Consider the following 21,571-nt stretch of genomic DNA (forward strand, 5'->3'; position numbering starts at 1 on the left):
GCAGTTGTTGTTGACGGTTTCTGCACCGCCTGGCGGTGGGTGTGACGTGGGCGCCCTCGGACGGCGGGACCTGCTGTCTCTGTCCTCACCGTGCGGGTGGCCGGTCATGACCGTGCCGCGGTCCGCCCGCACGACGCTCGGGCGTTCGTGGTGGTTCCCTCAGGAACCGAAAAGCCGCCTCCGCCCGGAATACCGTGATCCGCTCGCTGCTCGCCGCTTGATCATGCGATCCGGGGGCGCGCCGAGGGGGAACCGCTGACGCCGCCGGGTGCGGGCTTCCCGTATGAGTCCCGCTGTCTGCCCTTCGGGCATTGCGCGTCGGCGTACGTCGGTTCTCGTCAGGGTGTGCCGGTCGTCGTCAGCTCAGAGTTCCGGCTCATAACCGACTTTCTCAAGAGCGGGATCCGGCGGTCACTTGCGGGGCGACGGGGGATCGAACCGCGCCTCGGGTCCCTCCAGGGAGATCCGGGCCGGCACATGGCGCGCCCAGGGGGTCATGTGTGTCTTTTCGTGATCGCCGGGGGCGGTGAAATGGCGATCATGCCGCAGACAGCTGAGACGAACGACAAGGTCTCAGACGCCATAAGGGCCCGGTACTCCCGAGGCTACGGCGAACCTTCACCGCCATGCTGCGCCATGCCCAGGCCGACGCCGACGCGGCAGGCGACCTCGACTGGCTGGTCGCGGTGGACTCCACAATCGTGCGCGCTCACCAGCATGCCGCCGGTGGCCGAAAAGGGGGCGCTCCCCCAGGCGGATCACACCCTCGGCCGATCCCGAGGAGGACTGACCAGCAAGATCCACCTGGCCTGCGACGGCGCCGGACGGTCTTGGCCTCCGTGCTCACCGGCGGCAACGTCAACGACCGCGACCTCTACAAACGCCGCAACGTCGTGAACGCCGCTTCAACCGCCTCAGGCAGGTTCGCGGCCTGGCCACCCGTTACGACAGGACCACCGAGTCCTACCAGGCCGCGGTCACCCTGGCGTCGTTGTTCAGCGGACGAACTTCCCTCGCACGTGCACGGGCACCCCCGTGCCGAGCAGGCCGGGCAGCACCGCCGCCACGTGCATCGGCAGCCGCACGCAGCCGTGCGAGGCCGGGGCCAGCGGCACCGACAGCGCGCCGTGGAAGGCGATGCCGCCGTTGAAGAAGATCGGGTTGTACAGCTGGCCCAGGTAGGACTTGTGCCAGCCGCTCCTGCGCCAGGTCGTCTTGAAGTCGCCCGTCGGCGTGCGGGCGTCGCCGCAGAACTTCTGGGTCTTGCCCTGCCAGGTGGCCGTCTCGCAGTACGGGATCCCGCTGCCCGAGGAGGTGTGGCTGATCAGCTTCACCTGGCCGTCGACGTAGAGGACCATCACCTGCTGGGTGAGATTGACCTCGACCCGGGTCGGCTTGCCTCTCGGCACCAGCACCCTGGGGGCGCGCGGAGCCTCTAGAGCGTTCCAGGTCCTCCTCGTCACGGTGCTCGTCGGCGAGATGCCGTTGACCTTCTGGAAGGCCCAGAGCGCGGTCAGGGTCGTCCCGCCGTACTGGCCGTCGATCTTGCCGGGCTGGTAGCCCAGCTCCCTCAGCCTGCTCTGGAGCGCCTTGACCGCGGTGCCCTTCGCCCCCAGCCTGAGCGTCTTGCCCGGCGCGACGAACGTGGGCGTCTCCGCCCTGACCGCGGCGACCGGGGCCGCCGCGGTGGCGGTCTGGGCGCTCGCGACGCCGGCGGAGGACAGCAACACCGCCCCGGCTGTCATCAGCGCGGCCACTCCGAGCCGCCGTCCAACCCCCATCAAAATCATCCCCTCGTAGTACTAATACCCAGACCACGGACCATAGCGCACCAACCTCTCACGCCCCACTAACGGTTATGAAGGGGTAATCAATGGTCAACCTGTTTAGAGTGACCGGGTGCCAGAAAAGTTGCATCCCAACATCGAGAAGGTCGCCGCCGCCCTGAGAGGGCACGACGTCACCGGCGAGATCGTCGTGTTCGCCGAGGCCACCCCGACCGCCGCGACCGCCGCCGCGCAGCTCGGCTGCGAGGTCGGCGCCATCGCCAACAGCCTGATCTTCGACGCGGACGGGGAGCCTCTCCTCGTGCTCACCAGCGGTGCCCACCGGGTGGACACGGCCCTGATCGCGGAGACGATCGGCGCGGCGAAGGTGAGACGCGCCAACCCCGACTTCGTCCGCGCGGCCACCGGCCAGGCCATCGGAGGCGTCGCCCCGCTGGGCCATCCCGCCCCGATCAGGACACTGGTCGACGTCTGGCTCGACAAGCACGAGGTGGTCTGGGCCGCCGCGGGCCACCCGCACACGGTCTTCCCGACCTCCTTCAGCGAGCTCGTCCGCGTGACGGGCGGGTCCCCGGTCGAGGTGGAGCGGTGACCTCCGGCTGACGGCCTGCTCCGGGCCCTCCGCGGGCTTCGCCGGGGAGGGGGTCCTGACCGGACCGCGGAGGGCCGCCGGGGCGGGGATCCCGAAGAGACCTCGCAGTGCCGCCGGGGCGGGGGGAAAGTCCTGTCACCGGGTATGAGATGCGCCAAGCGTTTGAAAAATCCCGCACGTCACTTTGGCGCTTTCGAACAGGCCCCTCGATGTCCGTCCTGCTAGGGTGCGTTGCGTGATCGGACTGCGACGGGTCGGCCCCGATGAGTTCACCAAGGGGCTCGACGCGGTCCTCGACATCTACACCGCGGCGATGCGCCCCCCGGCCGACCAGCTCACAGGGCGCAAGGCGATCATGGGAAACCACGCCGTCCATCCCGGATTCACCTGCCTGTTCGCCGAGCGCGCCGACGGAAAGCCGGTGGGCGTCGCCTACGGCTTCCACGGCGAGCCCGGGCAGTGGTGGCACGACGTCGTCCGCAGGGCGATGACCGAGCTGCACGGCGAGGACTGGGCGCGCGGCTGGCTCGGGGACGCCTTCGAACTGGCCGAGATCCACGTCCACCCCGACTACCAGGGCAAGGGCGTCGGCCGCGCCATGGTCACCGGCCTGTGCGAGGGCCGGGCCGAGCGCACCGCTGTGCTGTCGACCCGCGACCAGGCGACGGCGGCCCGCCGTCTCTATCGCGGCGTCGGCTTCGTCGACCTGCTCACCCAGTTCGTCTTTCCCGGCGGCTACGAGCGCTACGCGATCGTCGGGGCCGGGCTCCCGCTGGCCGGCACCGGGCCGGACCTTCCCTGATCAGGCCGTGAGCGAGGCCGCCTTCGGCGCGACGTCGAGGGCCTGGAAGACCTCTCGGGTCGCGCTGGAGCGGTTGAAGGTGATGAAGTGGATGCCGGGCGCGCCCTCGTCGAGCAGGGTCTGGCAGAGCTCGGCGGCGTGCTCGATGCCCAGGCTGCGCACGGCCGCGGGGTCGTCGGCGACGGCCTCGAACCTGGCCGCGACCTCGGGCGGGAACGGAGCGCCCGACAACTGCTCGGACCTGGCGATCGTGCTCATCTGGGTGACGGGCATGATGCCGGGGATGATCGGGGTCTCACACCCCCTGGCGGCCACCCGGTCGCGCAGCCTGAGGTAGTCCTCGGCGCGGAAGAACATCTGCGTGATCGCGTAGTCGGCGCCCGCGCGGCACTTGCGCACGAAGTGCTCGGTGTCGGCCTCGACCGTGGTCGACCGGGGATGCTTGTAGGGGAAGGCGGCCACGCCGACGCAGAAGTCGCCGGACTGGCGGATGAGCCGGACCAGCTCCTCGGCGTACAGCACGCCCTCGGGGTGGCGGACCCACTCGCCCGTCACGTCGCCGGGCGGGTCGCCCCGCACGGCGAGGATGTTGCGCACGCCCGCCCCCGCGAACCTGCCGACCAGGTGACGCAGCTCGCGCAGGGAGTGGTTGACGGCGGTGAAGTGGGCGACCGGGGTCAGCGTGGTCTCGTGGGCGAGCCGCTCGACGATCTCGACCGTGCGGTCACGGGTGCCGCCGCCCGCGCCGTAGGTGACCGAGACGAACGTGGGGCGCAGGGCCTCGAGCTCCCGGATCGCACGCCAGAGCTGTCGCTCCCCCTCGTCCGTCTTCGGCGGGAAGAACTCGAACGAGAAGGACCGGCCACCGGCGGCGAGGAGTTCGCGGACGGTGGGCACGCGATCGGGAAGGATTGACGGGCGACCCAGAGCCATGTCCCTAGGGTACTGGTCGCCCGGCGGGCCACCACACCCTCCTGATCAGGGGCCCTTGCCCGCCCCGCGTGCGCAGCCCCTCGCCCGCCCTGCGCGTGAAGCCCTTGCCGCGTCCTTCCGGCCCGACCGTCGCGTCGCCGCCACCGCCGCCGCCGGTCTCACCGCCGGCCCGCCGTCGCGCCTCCGCGCGCCGCCGGGGACCGCCGGAGCAGCCCACGGGACATCCGGGACAGGCATTGTCGCACCGGGCCGATAATCTCGGGACATGACCGCTTCCGCAGCCGCGCTCGACACCATACGTTCCGAAGTGGACCGTTCTCTCAAGGAGTTCGTCGACCGGCAGCGCCCCCTGGTCAGCGCCCCCGAGCTGGCCCCGCTGATCTCCGCGGCCGAGGAGTTCCTCTCGGGCGGGAAGCGGCTGCGGCCCGCCTTCTGCTACTGGGGCTGGCACGGCGCGGGCGGCGGCGACGACCCCGCGCTCTTCACCGCCGCGGCGTCGCTGGAGCTCCTCCAGGCCAGCGCCCTCGTGCACGACGACGTGATGGACGCCAGCGACCTGCGCCGGGGCATGCCGTCGGCGCACCGCAGGTTCCAGGCCCTGCACGAGAAGGAGGGCTGGCGAGGTTCCGCGGAGCAGTTCGGGGAGGGCGCGGCCATCCTGCTGGGCAACCTGCTGCTGATCTGGTCCGGCGAGATGTGGCGCGGCAGCGGCCTGCCCCAGGCCTCACTGGCCGCGGCCCAGGAGGTCCACGACCACATGCGCACCGAGCTCATGTGCGGGCAGTACCTCGATCTGCTGGAGCAGGCCCACGCCGACAACACCTTCGACAGCGCGCTGCGGGTCGCCCTCTTCAAGAGCGGCAAGTACTCCGTCGAACAGCCGCTCAGGCTCGGCCTCGTGCTGGCCGCGCGGGGGCGCGAGCCGTGGATCGACCGGCTCTGCGAGGCGTACGGCCGGTGTGTCGGCATCGCCTTCCAGCTCCGCGACGACATCCTGGGGGTGTTCGGCGACCCCGCGGAGACGGGCAAGCCCGCCGGTGACGACCTGCGGGAGGGCAAGCGGACGATGCTCATCGCCCGCACGCTCGCCGCCGCCTCCCCCGCCCAGGTGAAGGTCGTCGACGGCATGCTCGGCGACCCCGGGCTGGACGCCGCCGGAGTCGGCAGGCTACGGGGGATCATCGAGGAGACCGGGGCTCTCGCGGCGTGCGAGGACATGATCAAGAGTTACCTCGACGACGCCCTGAACTCGCTGGACGACGCCCCGATCACCGGGGAGGCCCGTACGGCCCTGGCCGACCTGGCCGTGGCCGCGACGTCCCGCCGCACCTGACGGCTCCCGCCGGGGGAGACGGGCGGGACGCTCCGCACGCCCGGGGCGGGGGGCGGGGCCGCTCACCGGCCTTCGCCCCCCGGAGGTCAGGCGGGGCCCGCGACCAGGCGTCTTCTGAACTCCTCGGCCGCCGACTTCGGGTCGTCGGCCTCGGTGATGGCCCGCACGACCACGACCCGGCGCACGCCGTACGACATGACCTCGTCCAGGTTGGTCAGGTCGATGCCGCCGATGCCGAACCACGGGCGTTCCGTCTCCAGGCCCGCGGCGTGCCTGAGCAGCGCGGGACCGGGGGCGGCCCGCCCTGGCTTGGTGGGCGTCGGCCAGATCGGGCCGCAGCAGAAGTAGTCGACTCCCGGCTCGACGGCCGCGGCGGACGCCTCCTGCGGGGCGTGAGTGGAACGCCCGATGAGGATGTCGTCGCCGAGGATGTCGCGCGCGACCCGCACCGGCAGGTCGTCCTGGCCGAGGTGGAGCACGTCGGGACGGGCGGCGTAGGCGATGTCCGCCCTGTCGTTGACCGCCAGCAGCCTGCCGTGGCGGTCGCACGCGTCGCGGAAGACCTCGAGGAGCGCGAGCTCCTCACGCGCCTCGAGGCCCTTCTCACGCAGCTGGACGATGTCCACCCCGCCCGCCAGGGCGGAGTCGAGGAAGTCGGCCAGGTCTCCCCGGTCACGACGCCCGTCGGTGCAGAGGTAGAGGCGGGCGTCAGAAACCGAGGGCTTGGGCACGTCTCTTGACCTCGGTGTGGCGGCCCGCGACGATCGCGTCCACCGGGGACCCCGGAAGGGTCTCGTCTGGAGTGAACAACCAGCGGAGCGACTCGACGTCGTCGTATCCGGCGTCGAGGAGCACGGTGAGCGTGCCGGGCAGCCCCTTCACGACGTCGTCCTTGGCGAGGAAGGCGGCGGGGACCTGTGGCTCGCCGCCGCCCCGTCGCACTCCGATGAGCTTGCGGTCCTTGAGAAGTTGCTTCGCGCGACCGGCGCTGAGGTTCAGCCTTCTGGCCACCTCGGTCAAGGTGAGCCACTCGCCCACCAGCTGGTCTGTCTCCCGGTCGATCTGCGCAACAGAAAGCGTCACGAATCCACCACTACCACATCGTGCCCTTCGCCAAACACCCGGCGACGAGGTTACGCCGCCGTGCAGTCGCGCAACGCTACCGCAGGGTCGGCCAGGCGGCCGACGTCGAGCCGCTGCCCGCCCTCGATGAGACGGCGTCCCTGGAGGAGGTCCCGGGGGCGGTTCACCGCGAGCACGGCGGCCAGCCTGCCGTCGTCGGCCACCCAGCAGGCCCCCCACTTGACGTCGGTGGCCGGGTCGCCGCGCAGCACGAGGCGCTCGCCGTCGTGGTGTCCGGCGTACTGCACCATGTGGCCGAACTGCTCCGACCAGAAGTAGGGCACCGGGTCGTAGACCGCGTCGCCGCCGAGGAGCGTGGCCGCGGCCACCTCGGGGGCGCCCAGCGCGGTGTCCCAGTGCTCGACCCGCAGGCGGCGGCCGTAGCGGCGCGACCACCAGGCGGCGCAGTCGCCGGCGGCGACCACGCCGGGCAGCGCGGTGCGCAGGTGCTCGTCGGTGACGACGCCGTTGTCGAGCTCGACGCCGGAACCCGCCAGCCACTCGACCGCGGGCCGCACGCCCACGCCGGTGACGACCACGTCCGCCTCGACCCTGGAGCCGTCGGCCAGGGTGAGCCCGTCGTGGTCGACGGAGGCCACCGAGGTGCCCAGGCGCAGGTCGACGCCCGCCTGGCCGTACCAGCGCGCGGTGTGCGCCCCCACGGGACCGAGAGCGGCCGACAGCGGGAGGTCCGCCGCCTCGACGACGGTCACCTCGCAGCCCGCCCTGCGGGCGGCGGTGGCCACCTCGGCCCCGATCCAGCCCGCCCCGATGACGGCGACGCTCCTGCCCGCGACGAGCCGGGCGCGCAGCTCCAGCGCGTCGTCTATGGTGCGCAGCACGTGCTGCTCGCCGTCGCCGCGCAACCGGATCGGGCGGGCCCCGGTGGCGATGACCAGCCCGTCGTAGGCCACCTCGCCCTCGGTGGTCTCCACCACGCCCGGGCGCAGCCCCTTGGCCGCCACGCCCGCGCGGAAGTCGACCTCCAGGGCGTCCAGGTCGGAGTCGACGACCGTGGAGTCGGTCTCGCCCAGCAGGACGGACTTCGACAGCGGCGGACGGTCGTAGGGGCGGTGCGCCTCCTCGCCCATCAACGTGATCGTGCCGGCGAACCCGCGGGCTCGTAACGCCTCGACACTGCGTACGCCGGCCAAGCCGGCGCCAACCACCACGACATGATTCACAACTCACGAGCCTAAGCGGCCAGGCCGACCCTCTGCCATTAGCTGTTTGATAACGAAAACGGTATTTAGCTCGCATCCAACGCAGTGAGGGTGTTGTCGCAGCCCTTAGGGTGGGAGCGAACAACACGCGCGGGAGCCCGGAACGCATCGGGCTGAGAGGAGGGCTACGGATCGACGAGGACCGGTACGAACCGGGTGACGTGCGAAAAGACCATGCCGTACGGCGCGGATCCGCACGAATTCCGGGGGTGGCCGTCCCCTGCTCGACCGTAAGCGGGCCCTCGACCGCCACGAACCTGATCCGGGTCATGCCGGCGAAGGGAGCGGAGCGACGGATGTCACACCACTTCGACGCGCTTGTCATCGGCGGGGGCGTCGTCGGCCTCTCCGTGGCCTGGCGCGCCGCCAGGCGGGGCATGAAGGTCGCCGTGATCGACCCCGCCCCCGCCTCGGGGGCCTCGCACGCGGCCGCGGGCATGCTCGCGCCGGTCAGCGAGGTCACCTACACCGAGGAGCCTCTCCTGCGCCTCGGGCTGGCCTCCCTCGCGAGATGGCCCGCCTTCGCCGCCGAGCTCGCCGAGGACGGCGGCCTCGACCTCGACTACCGCGCGGACGGGACGCTGGACGTCGCCTTCGGCGCCGACGACCTGGCGGCGCTGGACGAGCTCGCGTCGTTCGTCGAGAAGCTGGGCCTTCCCGCGGAACGCCTCACGGGACGCGAGTGCCGCCGCCTGGAGCCGATGCTGGCGCCGTCGGTGCGCGGCGGGCTGCTGGCCGGCGGGGACGCCTGGGTGGATCCGAGAAGGGTGACCAGGGCGCTGCTGACCGCGCTGGAACGGCGGGGAGGCGCGCTGGTGCGCTGCCGTGTGGCCGGACTGGAGACGGCCGGGGAACGGGGCGCCGCGACGGGCGCGGGACCTGCCCCGGGACCTGCCGCGGGGCCGGGCGCGGGGTCCGACGCCGGAGGGGCCGCGGAGGCGGGCGTCCTGAGGGTCACCGGAGTACGGCTCGCGACCGGCGAGACCGTCGCCGCCTCCCGTGTGATCCTGGCCGCGGGAGCCTGGTCGGGGACGCTGGAGGGGCTGCCGCCCGAGGCGGCGCCGCCGGTGCGGCCGATCAAGGGCCAGATCATGCGGCTGCGCTCCCCCTCGCCGATGCTGCGGCACTGCGTGCGCGGCGTCGTGCACGGCTCCCCCGTCTACCTGGTGCCGCGCGGCGACGGGGAGGTGGTCGTCGGAGCCACCCAGGAGGAGATGGGCTTCGACACCAGGGTGACGGCCGGAGGGCTGTGGGAGCTGCTGCGCGACGCGCGGGAGCTCGTCCCCGGCGTCACCGAGCTTGAGGTCGCCGACGTGGTCGCGGGCCTGCGCCCCGGCACCCCGGACAACCTTCCGCTGGTCGGCCCCACGTCCGTGCCCGGCCTGTCGCTGGCGACAGGACACCACAGGGGCGGGGTGCTGCTCGCCCCGCTCACCGCAGAGCTCTGCCTCGGCGAGACGGACGAGGAGCTGTCGACGATCTGCTCCCCGCTGCGTTTCCATGGGCAACCGCGTTTCCAGGAGCGTCGATGAACGTGACGATCAACGGCTCGCCCCACGAGCTGCCCCGGGGGGCGACCGTGGCGCAGGCCGTACAGAGGCTGACCGGGGTCACCAGCGGCGTGGCCGTCGCGGTCAACGACGAGGTGGTCTCGCGTGGCGCGTGGGACTCCACGCCGCTGACCGAGGCGGACCGGGTCGAGGTGCTCACCGCGGTGCAGGGAGGTTGAGGGACATGAACGACGATCTGATCCTCGGAGGGGAGAAGTTCTCCTCCCGGCTCATCATGGGCACGGGAGGCGCTCCCTCGCTGGACGTCCTGGAGCAGGCGCTCGTCGCCTCCGGCACCGAGCTGACCACGGTGGCGATGCGACGCCTCGACCCGTCGGCGCGGGGCTCCGTGCTCGACGTGCTGCGCAGGCACGACATCAAGGTCCTGCCGAACACCGCGGGCTGCTTCACCGCCGGGGAGGCCGTGCTGACCGCGAGGCTGGCCAGGGAGGCCCTGGAGACGAACTGGGTCAAGCTGGAGGTCATCTCCGACGAGCGCACCCTGCTGCCCGACCCCATCGAGACCTTCGACGCCGCCGAACGACTGGTCGCCGACGGCTTCGTGGTGCTGCCCTACATCGGCGACGACCCCGCCCTGGCCCGCAGGCTGGAGCAGGCGGGCTGCGCGGCGGTGATGCCGCTCGGCGCGCCGATCGGCTCGGGACTGGGCATCAGGAACCCGCACAACATCGAGTTGATCGTGGAGGCGGCGAACGTGCCGGTGATCCTGGACGCCGGGATCGGCACGGCCAGCGACGCGGCCCTGGCGATGGAGCTCGGCTGTGACGCGGTCCTGCTGGCGACCGCGGTGACCAGGGCGCACCGGCCCGACCTGATGGCCCAGGCCATGCGCTCCGCGGTCGTCGCGGGCCGTCTCGCCCGTGCCGCGGGCCGGATCCCCAGGCGCCGGTACGCCGAGGCGTCCTCCCCCATGGTTCCGTAGAAAACAGCCAACTTCTGCGCATCGGTTTGGAACACGAGGACCCTGCGAGCGCCAAATCGCCCGTAAACTCTGCCGGGTGGACACGACGCTTACGGATCCCCTGGTCGGGAAACTCCTCGACGGCCGTTACCGCGTTGAGTCCCGGATCGCCCGGGGCGGGATGGCGACCGTCTACCTGGCTCTGGACGTCCGACTCGACCGCACGGTCGCCGTGAAGGTGATGCACCGCTCCCTCGCCGAGGACCCCGCGTTCGTGCGCCGGTTCATCGGCGAGGCCAAGTCCGTGGCGAGCCTGTCGCACCCCAACGTGGTGCACGTCTTCGACCAGGGAACAGACGGGGACAACGTCTACCTGTCGATGGAGTACGTCCCGGGGCGCACCCTGCGCGACGTGCTCCGCAGCCGGGGCAGGCTGCCGGCCCGCGAGGCCCTGGAGGTCATGATCCCGGTGCTCGCCGCGCTGGGCTCCGCCCACCAGGCCGGCCTGATCCACCGGGACGTCAAACCCGAGAACGTGCTGCTCGCCGACGACGGACGGGTCAAGGTCGTCGACTTCGGCCTGGCCCGCGCGATCGAGGCGACGAACCAGACGCGCACCGGTGTCATGATCGGCACCATCGGCTACATGTCGCCGGAGCAGGTGACCTCCGGGGCGGCCGACGCCCGCAGCGACGTCTACGCGGCCGGGATCATGCTGTTCGAGCTCGTCACCGGGCGTCAGCCGTACGAGGGTGAGACGCCGATGTCGGTGGCCTACCGGCACGTGCACGACACCGTGCCCGTTCCCTCCTCGCTGCTGCCCGGCTCCCCGCCGCTGCTGGACACGCTGGTGGCCCAGGCCACCGCCCGCGACCCCGCGATGCGACCCGCCGACGCGACCGCGCTGCTGGTCGCCGCGGTCGAGGCGCACAGGATGCTGCCCAAGGACAGCGGCCCCGTGCCGTCCGTCCCCACCGGTCCCGTCCCCAGCGGGCCCGTGCCCGGTCCCGTCGCGCCCCCCGCGGCCAACCACACCCTGATCCAGCCGCGCGGCGACCTGCTCACCGGTCCCGCCGCCGACCTCGCCCGGCCCGCCCCGAAGGCGTCCGGCGGGTTCAAGGCCAAGTGGTTCATGGCGGTGCTGGCCGTGGTGATGGTGGTCGCGGTCGGGGTGACCGGCTGGCTGTTCTCCCAGGACACCACCATCATGGTGCCCAGGCTCGTCGGCACGAACATCAAGGTCGCCGAGGAGAAGGCCAGGCAGAGCGGCTTCGTCGTCGAGATCGGCAAGGCGGAGAACGACGAGAAGGCCCCCAAGGGCACCGTGATCAGGACCGAGCCGGTCGAGGGCACCGAGGTCGAGGAGAAGTCCAAGCTCGTCCTCGTCGCCTCGGACGGCCCGAAGCGCGTCGCCGTGCCCAACGTCGTCGGCCTGAGCGAGCCCGAGGCCCGTACGAAGCTGGCCGAGGCGGGACTGGTCGTCGACGAGGTCAACAAGCAGCGCAGCGAGACCGTGCCGCGCGGTCAGGTGATGCGGACCGTCCCCGCCGTGGGCAACCGCGTCAAGGAGGGCAGCAAGGTCAGCCTGATGTTGAGCGCGGGCCTGCTCGCGCCCGACGTCAAGGGCATGCCCCGCGACCAGGCGGACGCCTTCCTGCGCGGCGCGGGCTTCATCCCCGAGTTCGTCGAGCAGACCGACGCCGCCCAGCCCTGCACGGTCATCGCCCAGGACCCGCAGCCGAACGCGGAGATCGACAAGGGCGCGGTGATCCGGATGACCCTGTCGCAGTGCAACAACGGCGGATGGCACTGGCCGTGGGAGATCAACAACGGCGTGACCGGCGAGAACCCCGGCGGCCAGACCTTCCTCGTCATCCCCAACGTGATGTACAAGGACGTCAAGGCGGCCCGCCAGGAGCTGAGCGCGCTGGGGATGAAGGTGCGTGTGCGCAAGGGGCTGGGCAGGGGCAGGGTCCTGGCCCAGCGCCCGCCCGGCGGCCAGCAGGCCCCGGCGGGCACCGAGGTGACCCTCTGGCACTGAGCCGTCTCGGGGAGAGCCGGTGAGGAGGGATCCCGTACGACCTCCTCACCGGGCCCCTCCCCGTCGGGCGGCACGGCACCGGACCGGATGACCGGGTCCGCCACGTCCTCGTCCCGCAGGCCCGTCACCCCCGTCCCTCCTGCCGGTCGTCCCTCCCGGGCTTCCCGGCGTCCGCGTCACGGGGGCGGTCCTGGCCGGGTCACAGACGCGTCTTCGCGATCTCGTGGGCGAGCCGTTCCAGCAGCGGCCCCGCCTCGGACACGCACAGGTCCGGGTCCGGCTCGATGTCGGCGAGGGCGTACGCGGCCGTGATGCCCGCCGCGTTCAGCTCCTCGCCGTCGAGGGCGAGCAGCCCGCACACCGCGACGACCGGGACGCCCGCCTTCGCCGCCGCGGCCGCGACCCCGGCGGGGGCCTTGCCACGCAGGGTCTGCTCGTCCAGGGCGCCTTCGCCGGTGATGACGAGGCGGGCCCCGTCGAGCCGCTCGTGGAAGCCGAGCAGGTCGAGGATGTACTCGATGCCGGGCCTGAACTCGGCCCGCAGGAAGGCCAGGGCGGCGAAGCCCGTTCCTCCCGCCGCGCCCGCGCCCGGCTGGGCGGCGACGCCCATGGGGCGGACCACGCCGTCGTGCTCGACGGCGCCCAGCAGGCCGTGGGTGTGGACGGCGACGGCGGCGAGCCTGGCGAGGGCCCGTTCGAGCAGTGCCACGTCCTCGGGGCTCGCGCCCTTCTGCGGGCCGTAGACGGCGGCGGCGCCGTGCGGGCCCAGGAGGGGGTTGTCCACGTCGCTCGCGATGACGAACTCGACATCATCCATGGCGACAAGTCCGGATTTGTCGATCTTCTCCAGGTCGCGCAGGGCTGCGCCGCCGGGCGGCAGCTCCTGTCCGTCGGCGTCCAGGAAACGGACGCCCAGCGCTCGCATCATGCCCGCGCCGCCGTCGGTCGAGGCGCTGCCGCCGAGCCCCAGCACGATCCGCCGGGCGCCCCGCCGTACGGCATGGGCGACCAGCTCGCCGACGCCGTGGGTGGTGGCGGTGAGCGGCGCGAAACCGACGTCGCCCTCCGCGGACGGCAGTCGCCGCAGGCCCGACGCCTCGGCCAGCTCGACGACCGCCGTCGGCCCCGGCTCGCCCGCTCCGGCGTCGCGCCACGCGTACGCGGCGCGGACCGGGTCGCCCACGGGACCGGTGACCTCGACCTCGACACGGGTGAACCCGGACGCCGCCAGCGCCTCGACGGTGCCGTCACCGCCGTCCGCGACCGGCAGCGCGACCGTGGCGACGCCGGGGCCGAGCCCCGCCGCCACGTGCGCGGCGACCTCCGCTGCGGTCAGCGACCCCCTGAACTTGTCCGGGGCTATGACGACGTGTCCCGACAGCTGAGACAACCCTGCTCCTCTATGCGAAAGGACCGGGCGCGCGTGCCCGTCCGGTGCGAACGGATGACGGCGTCCGCCGAGATCCGCTGGATTGGACGACCATCATCACACCCGCCTCGCGACGGGCCGACAGCGCCCGCGACCGTGTGGACGCGCCCCGGACACGGCCGCCCGGATCCCCTCGGCGAGCGGGCGGAGCTCACCGGGAGGTGCCCGCCCTGCGCGCGGCGGCGAGCCGTACGGCGTCGAGGATCTTCTCGTAGCCGGTGCACCGGCACAGGTTCCCCGCCAGGGCCTCGCGGATCTCGGCGTCGGAGGGCAGCGGGACTCGTGCGATCAGGTCGTGGGCCTGCACGACGAGGCCGGGGGTGCAGAACCCGCACTGCACGGCCCCGCACTCGACGAAGGCCTCCTGGACCGGGTCGAGCCGGTCGCCGTCCGCGAGCCCCTCGACGGTGCGGACCTCACGTCCCTCGGCCTGCCCCGCGGCGACCAGGCAGGCGCAGACGGGCAGGCCGTCGAGGTAGACCGTGCAGGAGCCGCACTCGCCCTGCTCGCAGGCGTTCTTCGAGCCGGGCAGGCCAAGCCGCTCGCGCAGGACGTACAGCAGGCTCTCCCCCTCCCAGACGTCGTCGGCCGTCTCGACGCGACCGTTGACGGTCAGCCGGACGCGCATCAGTCCGCCCTCCTGTCCGGGGTTCCCGACCGCAGGTCGTTCCACGCCCAGGTGAGGGTGCGGCGCGCCATCACGCCGATGGCGTGCCTGCGGTAGTCGGCGGTGCCGCGCACGTCGTCGATCGGGGAGGCCGCCTGGGCGGCCAGCTCGCCGAAGCGGCGCAGCAGCGCGGGCGCGAGCGCCGCCTCCCCGCCGGGTGCGGCGTCCCCGTCGAGCAGGTCGTCCCCGTCGAGCACGGCCTCCCAGTCGAGCTCGGCCGCGAGGAACTCCTCCGCGGCGAGGGCCCGGCGCGGGGTGGGGGCCGCGGAGCCGATGCCGGTGCCGACCCGCCGCTCGGCCGGGTGGAGCGCGATCGCGAACGAACAGACGGCGATCACCATGGCGTTGCGGACACCCACCTTCGAGAAGTACTGCGGGCCGTCCGCGGGTCTCGTCCAGAACGCCCTGATCAGCTCGTCCGCCTCGAGGGCGCTCCGTTTGACGCCGAGGTAGAACTCGGCGGCGGGGATCATCCGCACACCGCGCGCGGCCGACTCCACCTCGACGACGGCGTCGGCGGCGAGCAGCGGCGGATGGCTGTCCCCCGCGGGCGAGGCCGCGCCGAGATTGCCCCCGACGGTGCCCCTGTTGCGGATCTGCGGCGAGCCGACCGTGCGCGCGGCCTGCGCCAGCCCCGGCAGCTCCTCTCCCAGCTCGGCGATCACCCGCGTGTACGTGACGCCCGCGCCGACCCTCAGCCTTCCGTCCTCCTCGGCGCTCCAGCGGCCGAGCTCGGCGACCCGGTTCAGGTCGAGCAGCGCGACGGGACGGCGGACGTCGAAGTTGAGCTCGACCATCATGTCGGTGCCGCCCTGGATGGGAGCGGCCTCGGGCAGTTCGGCCTTGACGGCCAGCGCCTCCGCCCACGTGACGGGCCTCAGGAACTCCATCGTCACTCCCAGGCGAACCGGGCGGCGGGGGCGTCGTCGTCGAGCACGACGCCCTCGATCAGCCCGTACGGCCGGTCGGCGGCGTAGAACACCTCGTTCGGATTGTCGAGCCCGAACGGTGTCAGGTCCACCAGGAAGTGGTGCTTGTTCCGCATGGCCAGCCGCACCTCGCAGATCTCCCGGCGGGTCTCCAGCACCCGCCTGCCCATCGCGTAGAGCGTGTGCTGCAGCGACAGGCTGTGAGTCCCGGCGAAGGCCTCCAGGAGGCATCGCCGTACCTCACTGTATGACGCGCCGAAGTCGCAGTCGCCGGAGACGTGCCGCCACCGGGCGCGGACGGCGGCGGCCAGGACGCGGTCGTGGGTCGGCGCCAGGGTGGTGTACTCGTCGCGGGCGAAGCCGAAGAACTCGGAACCGGTCGAGTTGAGCACGGCCAGGTCCCTGAGGCCGGAGGTCACGGTCGTGGAGCCGTCCCGGTCGTGGTGGACGACGCAGGTGCGTCTCTCCGGGCCCGACAGGACGAAGGAGTGCCGTTCGCCGGGCGGCCTGGACTCCTCGCCGTCCCGGATGCGCCCCCACAGGCACTCCTCGATCTCCACGCGGGCGTGGTGCACCGTGGGCTGGGAGTCCACGTAGTGGCGGGCCAGCAGGAGGGCGAAGTCCTCGATCTGGTCGACGCCGTGTTTCCTGGCGAGGGCGTAGACGGTGTTCCGCTGCGTGTCCGTCGGCAGGACCGCGGCGTTGTCGCCGGCCAGGTGGGCGTCCTCCATGGCGCCCGACAGCGCGGAGCTGACGCTGACGTCCTTGACGTGGTGGACGCCGCCGTCCCTGACGACGCGGACGAGCCTGGTCTCCGCCTTGCCGTAGCGGTTGGGTCCGAGAACGACGGCCATGCCTAGCTCCCCCGGTAGGTCGAGTATGCGAACGGGCTCAGCAGCAACGGAACGTGGTAGCGCTCGTCCGGGTCGCCGACCGTGAAGTCGACCGAGACCTCCGGGTAGAAGGCCTCGACGGCGCGGGCCGCGAAGTAACCGCCGGTGTCGAAGACCAGCCGGTTGGCGCCCGCGCCCGGCGTCCAGCCGCCGATCCTGCCCTCGGCGTCGGTGACGCCCTCGGCCAGCACCCGCCCCGCCTGCTCGAGCCGTACGGCGACGCCCGCCGCGGGCCTGCCCAGCGCGGCGTCCAGGACGTGTGTGGACAGACTCACGCCGCTCCTCCCATGAGCTCCGCCGGGCGCGGGCGGGCGATCCCGGCCGGTTCCGCCTCCGCGACGCCGAGCGCGTCGAAGGCCGCCGATCCCGCGGGCGCGGGGTTCACCTCAGACATGTGAGCAAGTACACACACCGGGCCCGCGAAGGGTCCAGCATCGAGAACTTCCCGGTACGACAAAGGTTTTCCCCTGGTTTTCGGGCCGTGCCCGGAAAAGGGGTCCGAAACCTGGTGGTTCCCGGTCCGCGCGGGGCGGCGTGGGAGGGCGCGGGACGTCACGAGAGATGACGGAACAGCCCAGACGCCCCCGGGAGGGCCGCGCCGCGACTCCCGGTGAACGTCGGTCGCGGCGCCTAAAATGGTTCCACCATGACTTCTCTCTCCCTCATCGGCGGACACGTCTCCGTCACCGGCGGCCTGGCCAAGGGCGGTCTGCGGTCCGCCGCGGACATCGGCGCCGAGATGATCCAGGTGTTCGTCACCAACCCGCGTGGCTGGGCGCTCGCCGCGGGCGACCCCGTCCAGGACGTCAGGCTGCGCGAGTCGGGCATGCTGTCCTTCGTGCACGCGCCGTACCTCGTCAACATGGGCTCGCCCAGCGCGGAGACGCTGGAGAGGTCGACGGCCACCGTGCGGCACTGCCTGCTGCGCGCCCACGCGATCGGCGCCGGAGGCGTGGTGGTCCACACCGGCTCCGCGGTGAGCCAGCCCCGCGACGACGCCATGCGTCAACTGCACGAGCACCTGCTCCCCCTGCTGGAGGAGATCCCCGACGACGGCCCCGACCTGCTGCTCGAGCCGATGGCGGGCCAGGGCGCGATGCTCTGCGCGACCGTCCAGGACCTGGAGCCCTATCTCGCGACTCTCGACTGGCACCCGAAGGCGGGCGTCTGCCTGGACACCTGCCACGCCTTCGCCGCCGGTCACGACCTGTCGACCGCGGACGGGGTCGGCGAGACGCTCGACGCCCTGCACGCGATCGCCCCCGGGCGGCTCAAGCTGGTCCACGCCAACGACTCCAAGGACGTGTGCGCCTCGAAGAAGGACCGCCACGAGAACATCGGCGCGGGCCACATCGGGGCCCTGCCCTTCGGCGACCTGATGCGTCACCCGGCGGCGGCGGGGGTGCCGGTCTGCATCGAGACCCCGGGCCCCGTGGAAAAGCACCGCGAGGACATCGAGACGCTGAAGAAGCTCCGCGACAGCTGAGCTCCGGCGGTCACCGTAGTTCCCCGACGCCCGCAGGAAGGCTTCTGGCCGTTTCCTGAGGCTGCGGAGAGGTCTTCCGCGGAGGAGGGCTCCTCGGGTGTGACGGGGCGCCCGCCGCTCGTAATCCGGCCGCCCCCGTGTGGCCGGATCACGGCAGCCCCCGGACCAACGCGGGCGTCCCGTCACACCGGAGATCGCCGGGCCCTGACCCCCCGGTTCAGGGCCCGACAACGGGTGACCACGTGCCCGAGGTCACCCAGGGTTCCGCGCACCAGGTCCTTTCGAGCCTTCCGGCTCTTGTCCCCCCTGGTGCTGCGGGTTCGGCTCTCCGATGCAAGGAACACTAGAGGGACGTCCGGAGGGCCGACTCGCCCTTGACGACCAGCGCGATTAACGGTCCGTAGTCGTCGATGTACGGAGAGTGCCGACACGACGAGCGGCGGCCCCGGAACGACGAGCGGTCGGCCACACCGTCGACCGCGTCCCGGAGGACGCCCCGCCCCGGCCGACGCCCCGGCCGTTCACGGGGAAACGTCCGCCCTCGCCGTCCGGGACGAGGGCGCGGCCACGCCGCCCGCACCGGGAGCGCGCCGGCCGGTCACGCCGGCCCTCCCCTACTCCTCGCCGGAGAACCTCTCCCAGGCCGACTGCCGCGCCATGCCCAGGGCGGCGCCGATCCTGGCCCAGGTGACGCCCCGGTCGCGCAGCCGCTGGACCCAGACCTGCAGGTCGGCGTCGACCCTGGCGCTCGCCGCCGCGACACGGGGAAGGTAGGCGAGGATCTCCTCGTCGGTCATGCCCTCGGGCCAGGGGATCTCGGGGATCTCCGAGCCCTCCCGCCCCTCCGGCGACGGCTTGCCCGCCGCCTCCTCCTTGCCCGCCGAGCTCCCCGAGAGCTCGTCGAGGATGGCGTTGCAGAGCCCCACGCACTCGTTGCAGATGTACACGCCGGGGCCGGCGATGATCTTTTCCACGAGGCTCCTGGACTTGGCGCAGAAGGAGCAGTGGATTTCCTGTTCGGCGAGCGACGGCGCAGGCATGTGACCCTCCAGGGCATGCGTGTCAGGCCAGCCCTGACACGCTCTCCGGTGAGCCTAGGGTGTCAGGGGTAGCCTGACAAGCCCGCGCGGCCGGAGGGAGGCCTACCTGAGGGCGCCGGAGGACGGCGGCCGGTCCTGCAGCTGGCGGACGAGCTGCTCCCGGACCCGCCGGGTGTGCCTGCGGCTGACCGGCAGCGTCTCCGCGCCCACCCGCAGCGTCACCCGCCCGCCGTCGAAGTTCAGCTCGCTCACGTGCCGCGCCGAGACCAGCGTGCTGCGGTGCACGCGGATGAAGCCCGACGCGGCCCAGCGCCGCTCGAGCGCGGCCAGGGACATGCGCACCAGGTAGTTGCCGTCGACGGTGTGCAGCCGCACGTAGTCGCCCTTCGCCTTGGCGAACCTGACCGTCTGCTGGGCCACGAACCGGGTCCGGCCGCCCAGCTCGACCGGGATGACGTCTTCGAGCTCCGGCTCGCCGGTCGCGGACGCCGCGCACTCGAGGCGGCGTACGGCCTCCGCGAGACGGTCGGGCCTGACGGGCTTGAGCAGGTAGTCGACGGCCTGCAGCTCGAAGGCCTGGACCGCGCAGTCCTCGTGGGCGGTGACGAACACCAGCCGGGGAGGGTTGGGGAAGCCGCCGATGAGGCGGGCCAGGTCGAGGCCGTCGAGGCCGGGCATCCGGATGTCGAGGAAGACGCCGTCGAGCCGCTCGCCCGCCCCGATCATCTGCACCAGGTCCTGCAGCGCGTTCACTCCGCCCGAGGCGGTGGAGACGTGCTCGATGCGGGGGTCCTGGCGCAGGAGGTAGGCCAGCTCCTCCAGCGCGGGGACCTCGTCGTCGACGGCCAGGACTCGCAACATGGCCCCACGCTGCCCGCAAACCACTCCCACCGCAAGGGGCAGGTCAACTTCACGTAAAGATATGACTACAAATAGCTATCACCGGGAGGAGAGCTTGGGCAGGCGCAGCCGCACCCTGGTGCCCGCGCCGGGCGCGGTCTCCACCACCAGCCCGTAGTCCTCGCCGTAGATGTGACGCAGCCGCACGTCCACGTTCGCCAGGCCTATCCCGCCCTCGCCCCGCTCGCCGCGCGAGTCGTCGCCGAGCAGCAGCCTGGCCCGCTCGGGGTCCATGCCCAGCCCGTCGTCCTCCACGCTGACGTGGGCCTCGGGCCCGGCGTCCGAGACCAGCACCCGCACCTCGCCGCAACCGCCGGTGGTCCCCATGCCGTGCTTGATGGCGTTCTCGACGAGCGGCTGCAGGCAGAGGAACGGCACCGGCACCGACAGCACCTCGGGGGCGACCCTGACGGTGAAGCGGAGCCGCTCGCCGAACCTGGCCCGTTCCAGGAGCAGGTAGCGGTCGACGCAGTGCAGCTCGTCGGCCAGGGTGGTGAAGTCCCGTTCGCGGCGCAGCGCGTATCTGGTGAAGTCGGCGAAGTCCATCAGCAGCTCGCGGGCCCGTTCCGGATCGGTGCGGACGAACGAGGCGATGGTGGTCAACGAGTTGTAGATGAAGTGCGGGGAGATCTGCGCGCGCAGCGCCCGCGTCTCCGCCTCCATCGCGCGCCGCCGCGAGGAGTCGAGCTCGGCCAGCTCCAGCTGGCAGGAGACCCAGCGGGCCACCTCGGTGACGGTCCTGACCAGCGCCGGGCCCACCTCGGTGTCGTAGGCGGCCAGCGCGCCGACCACCCGCCCGTCCACGGTGAGCGGGACCACCACCGCCCCCCTGATCGCGCATCCCGGCGTGTCGCAGGCGAGGGTGTGCCCGGTCACCACGCGCGGCCTGCCGGAGGACAGGACGGCGCGGGCGTGGCCGTGGGCGTGGTCTCGGTGGCAGTCCGCCTCCCCGTCCCAGGCGAGCACGCCGTCGGCGTCCGTCACCGCGATCGCGTCCGCGCCCAGCAGCGCGCGCAGGTGACGGACGGCCTTGCGGGCGGAGTCGCGTGTCAGGCCCGCGCGCAGGGACGGAGCCGCCAGCGCGGCGACGTGCAGGGTGGCGAAGGTGGCCTCGTCCGGCAGGCCGCCCAGGTGGCGGGAGGGAACAGGACGTCGCCCTGGCACAACGAACCCCAGGAGCGTCCTGACGGCGCACAGGAGCGCCCAGACACTGGTCGACATGCGGGAAACCGTAGTCAACCCCGCCTGTCAATCAGGCAAGAACGCCGATCACGGCGGCCCTTCACCCGGTTCCTCCTGATAGGAGTAGCGCTGCTCACGCCAGGGGTCGGCGATGTTGTGATAGCCGCGCTCCTCCCAGAAGCCACGCCTGTCCTCCACGAGGTACTCCACGGCGCGCACCCACTTGACGCTCTTCCAGGCGTAGAGGTGGGGGACGACGACCCGGACGGGAAACCCGCGCTCGGGGGCGATGGGCCTGTCGTCCAGTTCCAGGGCGAACAGCGTGTGGGGGCGGGCGAAGTCGCTCATCCGCACGTTGGCGCTGTAGCCGTACTCGGCCCAGATCATGACGTGCTTGACCTCCGGGGCGGGAGGGGCCAGCTCCATCAGCGTCGCGGCCGAGACCCCGCGCCATTCGTTCCCCATGATCGAGAACTTGGTGACGCAGTGGAAGTCCGCGATGACCGTGGTGCGCGGCAGGTCGGAGAACTGCTGCCACGTGAAGCTGTGCGACTCGCCGGAGGCCGTCGCCCCCATGACCTGGAACTGCCACGTCGCGGGGCGGAACGTCGGCACCCGCCCATAGTGGATCACCGGCCGTCCCCTGGGGACGTACTGGCCAGGAGGCAGGCGGGTCTCCTCCTGTGGAGGTCCGGACTGCTCCACCATCACTCCCCTCGCCGGTTCCCCGATCACACTGG

At 72.2% G+C, this 21,571-nt stretch carries 23 protein-coding genes and 1 pseudogene; 9 read left to right on the forward strand and 15 right to left on the reverse strand.

Going from position 1 to position 21,571, the window contains the following annotated elements; all coding sequences use genetic code 11:
• Positions 1-593: 593 nt before the first annotated feature.
• Positions 594-994 (forward strand): annotated as a pseudogene (locus PKF00_RS45190) (transposase); the annotation flags it as partial.
• Between the two features lies 1 nt (position 995).
• Here PKF00_RS45190 and PKF00_RS16905 read toward each other — a convergent pair.
• Positions 996-1,781, reverse strand: a complete 786-nt coding sequence (locus PKF00_RS16905) for a L,D-transpeptidase family protein (protein ID WP_271218487.1) — start codon at positions 1,779-1,781, stop codon at positions 996-998.
• Positions 1,782-1,899: 118 nt separating this feature from the next.
• Between PKF00_RS16905 and PKF00_RS16910 the strand changes: the two genes are divergently transcribed.
• Both PKF00_RS16910 and PKF00_RS16915 read left to right on the forward strand, forming a co-directional pair.
• On the forward strand, positions 1,900-2,379 hold the full coding sequence (locus PKF00_RS16910; protein ID WP_271218488.1) for a YbaK/EbsC family protein: 480 nt from the start codon (positions 1,900-1,902) through the stop codon (positions 2,377-2,379).
• Positions 2,380-2,614: 235 nt separating this feature from the next.
• Positions 2,615-3,181: a GNAT family N-acetyltransferase gene (locus PKF00_RS16915; RefSeq protein WP_271218489.1), complete on the forward strand. Its 567-nt coding sequence runs from the start codon at positions 2,615-2,617 to the stop codon at positions 3,179-3,181.
• On the opposite strand, the gene metF is transcribed toward PKF00_RS16915, so the two are convergent.
• A complete protein-coding gene (gene metF / locus PKF00_RS16920) occupies positions 3,182-4,114 on the reverse strand; it encodes a methylenetetrahydrofolate reductase [NAD(P)H] (protein ID WP_271218490.1) in 933 nt (310 codons plus the stop codon).
• 265 nt (positions 4,115-4,379) lie between these two features.
• Between metF and PKF00_RS16925 the strand changes: the two genes are divergently transcribed.
• The gene (locus PKF00_RS16925; RefSeq protein ID WP_271218491.1) at positions 4,380-5,447 is read left to right on the forward strand and encodes a polyprenyl synthetase family protein; all 1,068 of its coding nucleotides are present in this window, start codon (positions 4,380-4,382) and stop codon (positions 5,445-5,447) included.
• 86 nt (positions 5,448-5,533) lie between these two features.
• Here PKF00_RS16925 and thiE read toward each other — a convergent pair whose 3' ends face one another.
• Genes thiE through PKF00_RS16940 form a run of 3 tightly spaced genes read right to left on the reverse strand, consistent with a single transcriptional unit; the run spans position 5,534 to position 7,753 of the window.
• Positions 5,534-6,178, reverse strand: coding sequence for a thiamine phosphate synthase (gene thiE / locus PKF00_RS16930; protein ID WP_271218492.1), 645 nt, complete (start codon positions 6,176-6,178; stop codon positions 5,534-5,536).
• Entirely contained in the window at positions 6,156-6,530 is a 375-nt protein-coding gene (locus PKF00_RS16935) for an Rv2175c family DNA-binding protein (protein ID WP_271218493.1), read from the reverse strand. The genes thiE and PKF00_RS16935 overlap by 23 nt, the downstream gene beginning before the upstream one ends.
• A gap of 50 nt (positions 6,531-6,580) precedes the next feature.
• Positions 6,581-7,753, reverse strand: coding sequence for an NAD(P)/FAD-dependent oxidoreductase (locus PKF00_RS16940; protein WP_271218494.1), 1,173 nt, complete (start codon positions 7,751-7,753; stop codon positions 6,581-6,583).
• Positions 7,754-8,088: 335 nt separating this feature from the next.
• Here PKF00_RS16940 and PKF00_RS16945 point away from each other — a divergent pair, with 335 nt between their 5' ends.
• From PKF00_RS16945 to pknB, 4 genes are all read left to right on the forward strand, one after another.
• Positions 8,089-9,324: an FAD-dependent oxidoreductase gene (locus PKF00_RS16945; RefSeq protein WP_271218495.1), complete on the forward strand. Its 1,236-nt coding sequence runs from the start codon at positions 8,089-8,091 to the stop codon at positions 9,322-9,324.
• The gene (gene thiS, locus PKF00_RS16950; protein ID WP_271218496.1) at positions 9,321-9,521 is read left to right on the forward strand and encodes a sulfur carrier protein ThiS; all 201 of its coding nucleotides are present in this window, start codon (positions 9,321-9,323) and stop codon (positions 9,519-9,521) included. The genes PKF00_RS16945 and thiS overlap by 4 nt, the downstream gene beginning before the upstream one ends.
• Positions 9,522-9,526: 5 nt before the next feature.
• Positions 9,527-10,285: a thiazole synthase gene (locus PKF00_RS16955; RefSeq protein WP_271218497.1), complete on the forward strand. Its 759-nt coding sequence runs from the start codon at positions 9,527-9,529 to the stop codon at positions 10,283-10,285.
• 76 nt (positions 10,286-10,361) lie between these two features.
• Complete coding sequence (gene pknB, locus PKF00_RS16960) at positions 10,362-12,305, forward strand: Stk1 family PASTA domain-containing Ser/Thr kinase (protein WP_271218498.1); 1,944 nt, start codon at positions 10,362-10,364, stop codon at positions 12,303-12,305.
• Positions 12,306-12,504: 199 nt separating this feature from the next.
• Here pknB and PKF00_RS16965 read toward each other — a convergent pair whose 3' ends face one another.
• From PKF00_RS16965 to PKF00_RS16990, 6 genes are all read right to left on the reverse strand, one after another.
• Positions 12,505-13,695 (reverse strand): glycerate kinase, encoded by a 1,191-nt coding sequence (locus tag PKF00_RS16965; RefSeq protein ID WP_271218499.1) that lies wholly within the window; start codon positions 13,693-13,695, stop codon positions 12,505-12,507.
• Positions 13,696-13,885: 190 nt separating this feature from the next.
• Positions 13,886-14,362, reverse strand: coding sequence for a (2Fe-2S)-binding protein (locus tag PKF00_RS16970; protein ID WP_271218500.1), 477 nt, complete (start codon positions 14,360-14,362; stop codon positions 13,886-13,888).
• Complete coding sequence (locus PKF00_RS16975; RefSeq protein ID WP_271218501.1) at positions 14,362-15,291, reverse strand: FAD binding domain-containing protein; 930 nt, start codon at positions 15,289-15,291, stop codon at positions 14,362-14,364. Before PKF00_RS16975 ends, PKF00_RS16970 begins: the two co-directional genes overlap by 1 nt.
• Positions 15,292-15,293: 2 nt before the next feature.
• The gene (gene pucL, locus PKF00_RS16980; RefSeq protein ID WP_271218502.1) at positions 15,294-16,184 is read right to left on the reverse strand and encodes a factor-independent urate hydroxylase; all 891 of its coding nucleotides are present in this window, start codon (positions 16,182-16,184) and stop codon (positions 15,294-15,296) included.
• Between the two features lie 2 nt (positions 16,185-16,186).
• Positions 16,187-16,498, reverse strand: a complete 312-nt coding sequence (gene uraH, locus PKF00_RS16985; protein ID WP_271218503.1) for a hydroxyisourate hydrolase — start codon at positions 16,496-16,498, stop codon at positions 16,187-16,189.
• Entirely contained in the window at positions 16,495-16,617 is a 123-nt protein-coding gene (locus PKF00_RS16990; protein ID WP_271218504.1) for a hypothetical protein, read from the reverse strand. The genes uraH and PKF00_RS16990 overlap by 4 nt, the downstream gene beginning before the upstream one ends.
• Before the next feature lie 252 nt (positions 16,618-16,869).
• On the opposite strand from PKF00_RS16990, the gene PKF00_RS16995 reads away from it, so the two are divergent.
• Positions 16,870-17,709, forward strand: a complete 840-nt coding sequence (locus PKF00_RS16995; protein ID WP_271218505.1) for a deoxyribonuclease IV — start codon at positions 16,870-16,872, stop codon at positions 17,707-17,709.
• A gap of 614 nt (positions 17,710-18,323) precedes the next feature.
• On the opposite strand, the gene PKF00_RS45195 is transcribed toward PKF00_RS16995, so the two are convergent.
• The 4 genes from PKF00_RS45195 to PKF00_RS17015 all read right to left on the reverse strand — a co-directional run bounded on the left by PKF00_RS45195 (position 18,324) and on the right by PKF00_RS17015 (position 21,539).
• Entirely contained in the window at positions 18,324-18,749 is a 426-nt protein-coding gene (locus PKF00_RS45195) for a ClpX C4-type zinc finger protein (protein WP_271218506.1), read from the reverse strand.
• Positions 18,750-18,851: 102 nt separating this feature from the next.
• Complete coding sequence (locus PKF00_RS17005) at positions 18,852-19,610, reverse strand: LytR/AlgR family response regulator transcription factor (protein ID WP_271218507.1); 759 nt, start codon at positions 19,608-19,610, stop codon at positions 18,852-18,854.
• 78 nt (positions 19,611-19,688) lie between these two features.
• The gene (locus PKF00_RS17010) at positions 19,689-20,870 is read right to left on the reverse strand and encodes a histidine kinase (RefSeq protein WP_271218508.1); all 1,182 of its coding nucleotides are present in this window, start codon (positions 20,868-20,870) and stop codon (positions 19,689-19,691) included.
• A gap of 48 nt (positions 20,871-20,918) precedes the next feature.
• Entirely contained in the window at positions 20,919-21,539 is a 621-nt protein-coding gene (locus PKF00_RS17015; protein ID WP_271218509.1) for a sulfite oxidase-like oxidoreductase, read from the reverse strand.
• Positions 21,540-21,571 lie beyond the last annotated feature (32 nt).

The sequence above is a fragment of the Streptosporangium carneum genome (assembly GCF_027922005.1).
Taxonomy (GTDB): Bacteria; Actinomycetota; Actinomycetes; order Streptosporangiales; family Streptosporangiaceae; genus Streptosporangium; species Streptosporangium carneum.

Bases quoted from the DNA above. Each gene is read 5' to 3' on its own strand.
- PKF00_RS16905 (WP_271218487.1), bottom strand. From the start codon at position 1,781: ATGGGGGTTGGACGGCGGCTCGGAGTGGCCGCGCTGATGACAGCCGGG.
- metF (WP_271218490.1), bottom strand. From the start codon at position 4,114: ATGGCTCTGGGTCGCCCGTCAATCCTTCCCGATCGCGTGCCCACCGTC.
- PKF00_RS16925 (WP_271218491.1), top strand. From the start codon at position 4,380: ATGACCGCTTCCGCAGCCGCGCTCGACACCATACGTTCCGAAGTGGAC.
- PKF00_RS16945 (WP_271218495.1), top strand. From the start codon at position 8,089: ATGTCACACCACTTCGACGCGCTTGTCATCGGCGGGGGCGTCGTCGGC.
- thiS (WP_271218496.1), top strand. From the start codon at position 9,321: ATGAACGTGACGATCAACGGCTCGCCCCACGAGCTGCCCCGGGGGGCG.
- PKF00_RS16955 (WP_271218497.1), top strand. From the start codon at position 9,527: ATGAACGACGATCTGATCCTCGGAGGGGAGAAGTTCTCCTCCCGGCTC.
- PKF00_RS16970 (WP_271218500.1), bottom strand. From the start codon at position 14,362: ATGCGCGTCCGGCTGACCGTCAACGGTCGCGTCGAGACGGCCGACGAC.
- PKF00_RS16975 (WP_271218501.1), bottom strand. From the start codon at position 15,291: ATGGAGTTCCTGAGGCCCGTCACGTGGGCGGAGGCGCTGGCCGTCAAG.
- pucL (WP_271218502.1), bottom strand. From the start codon at position 16,184: ATGGCCGTCGTTCTCGGACCCAACCGCTACGGCAAGGCGGAGACCAGG.
- PKF00_RS16990 (WP_271218504.1), bottom strand. From the start codon at position 16,617: ATGTCTGAGGTGAACCCCGCGCCCGCGGGATCGGCGGCCTTCGACGCG.
- PKF00_RS16995 (WP_271218505.1), top strand. From the start codon at position 16,870: ATGACTTCTCTCTCCCTCATCGGCGGACACGTCTCCGTCACCGGCGGC.
- PKF00_RS45195 (WP_271218506.1), bottom strand. From the start codon at position 18,749: ATGCCTGCGCCGTCGCTCGCCGAACAGGAAATCCACTGCTCCTTCTGC.
- PKF00_RS17005 (WP_271218507.1), bottom strand. From the start codon at position 19,610: ATGTTGCGAGTCCTGGCCGTCGACGACGAGGTCCCCGCGCTGGAGGAG.
- PKF00_RS17010 (WP_271218508.1), bottom strand. From the start codon at position 20,870: ATGTCGACCAGTGTCTGGGCGCTCCTGTGCGCCGTCAGGACGCTCCTG.
- PKF00_RS17015 (WP_271218509.1), bottom strand. From the start codon at position 21,539: ATGGTGGAGCAGTCCGGACCTCCACAGGAGGAGACCCGCCTGCCTCCT.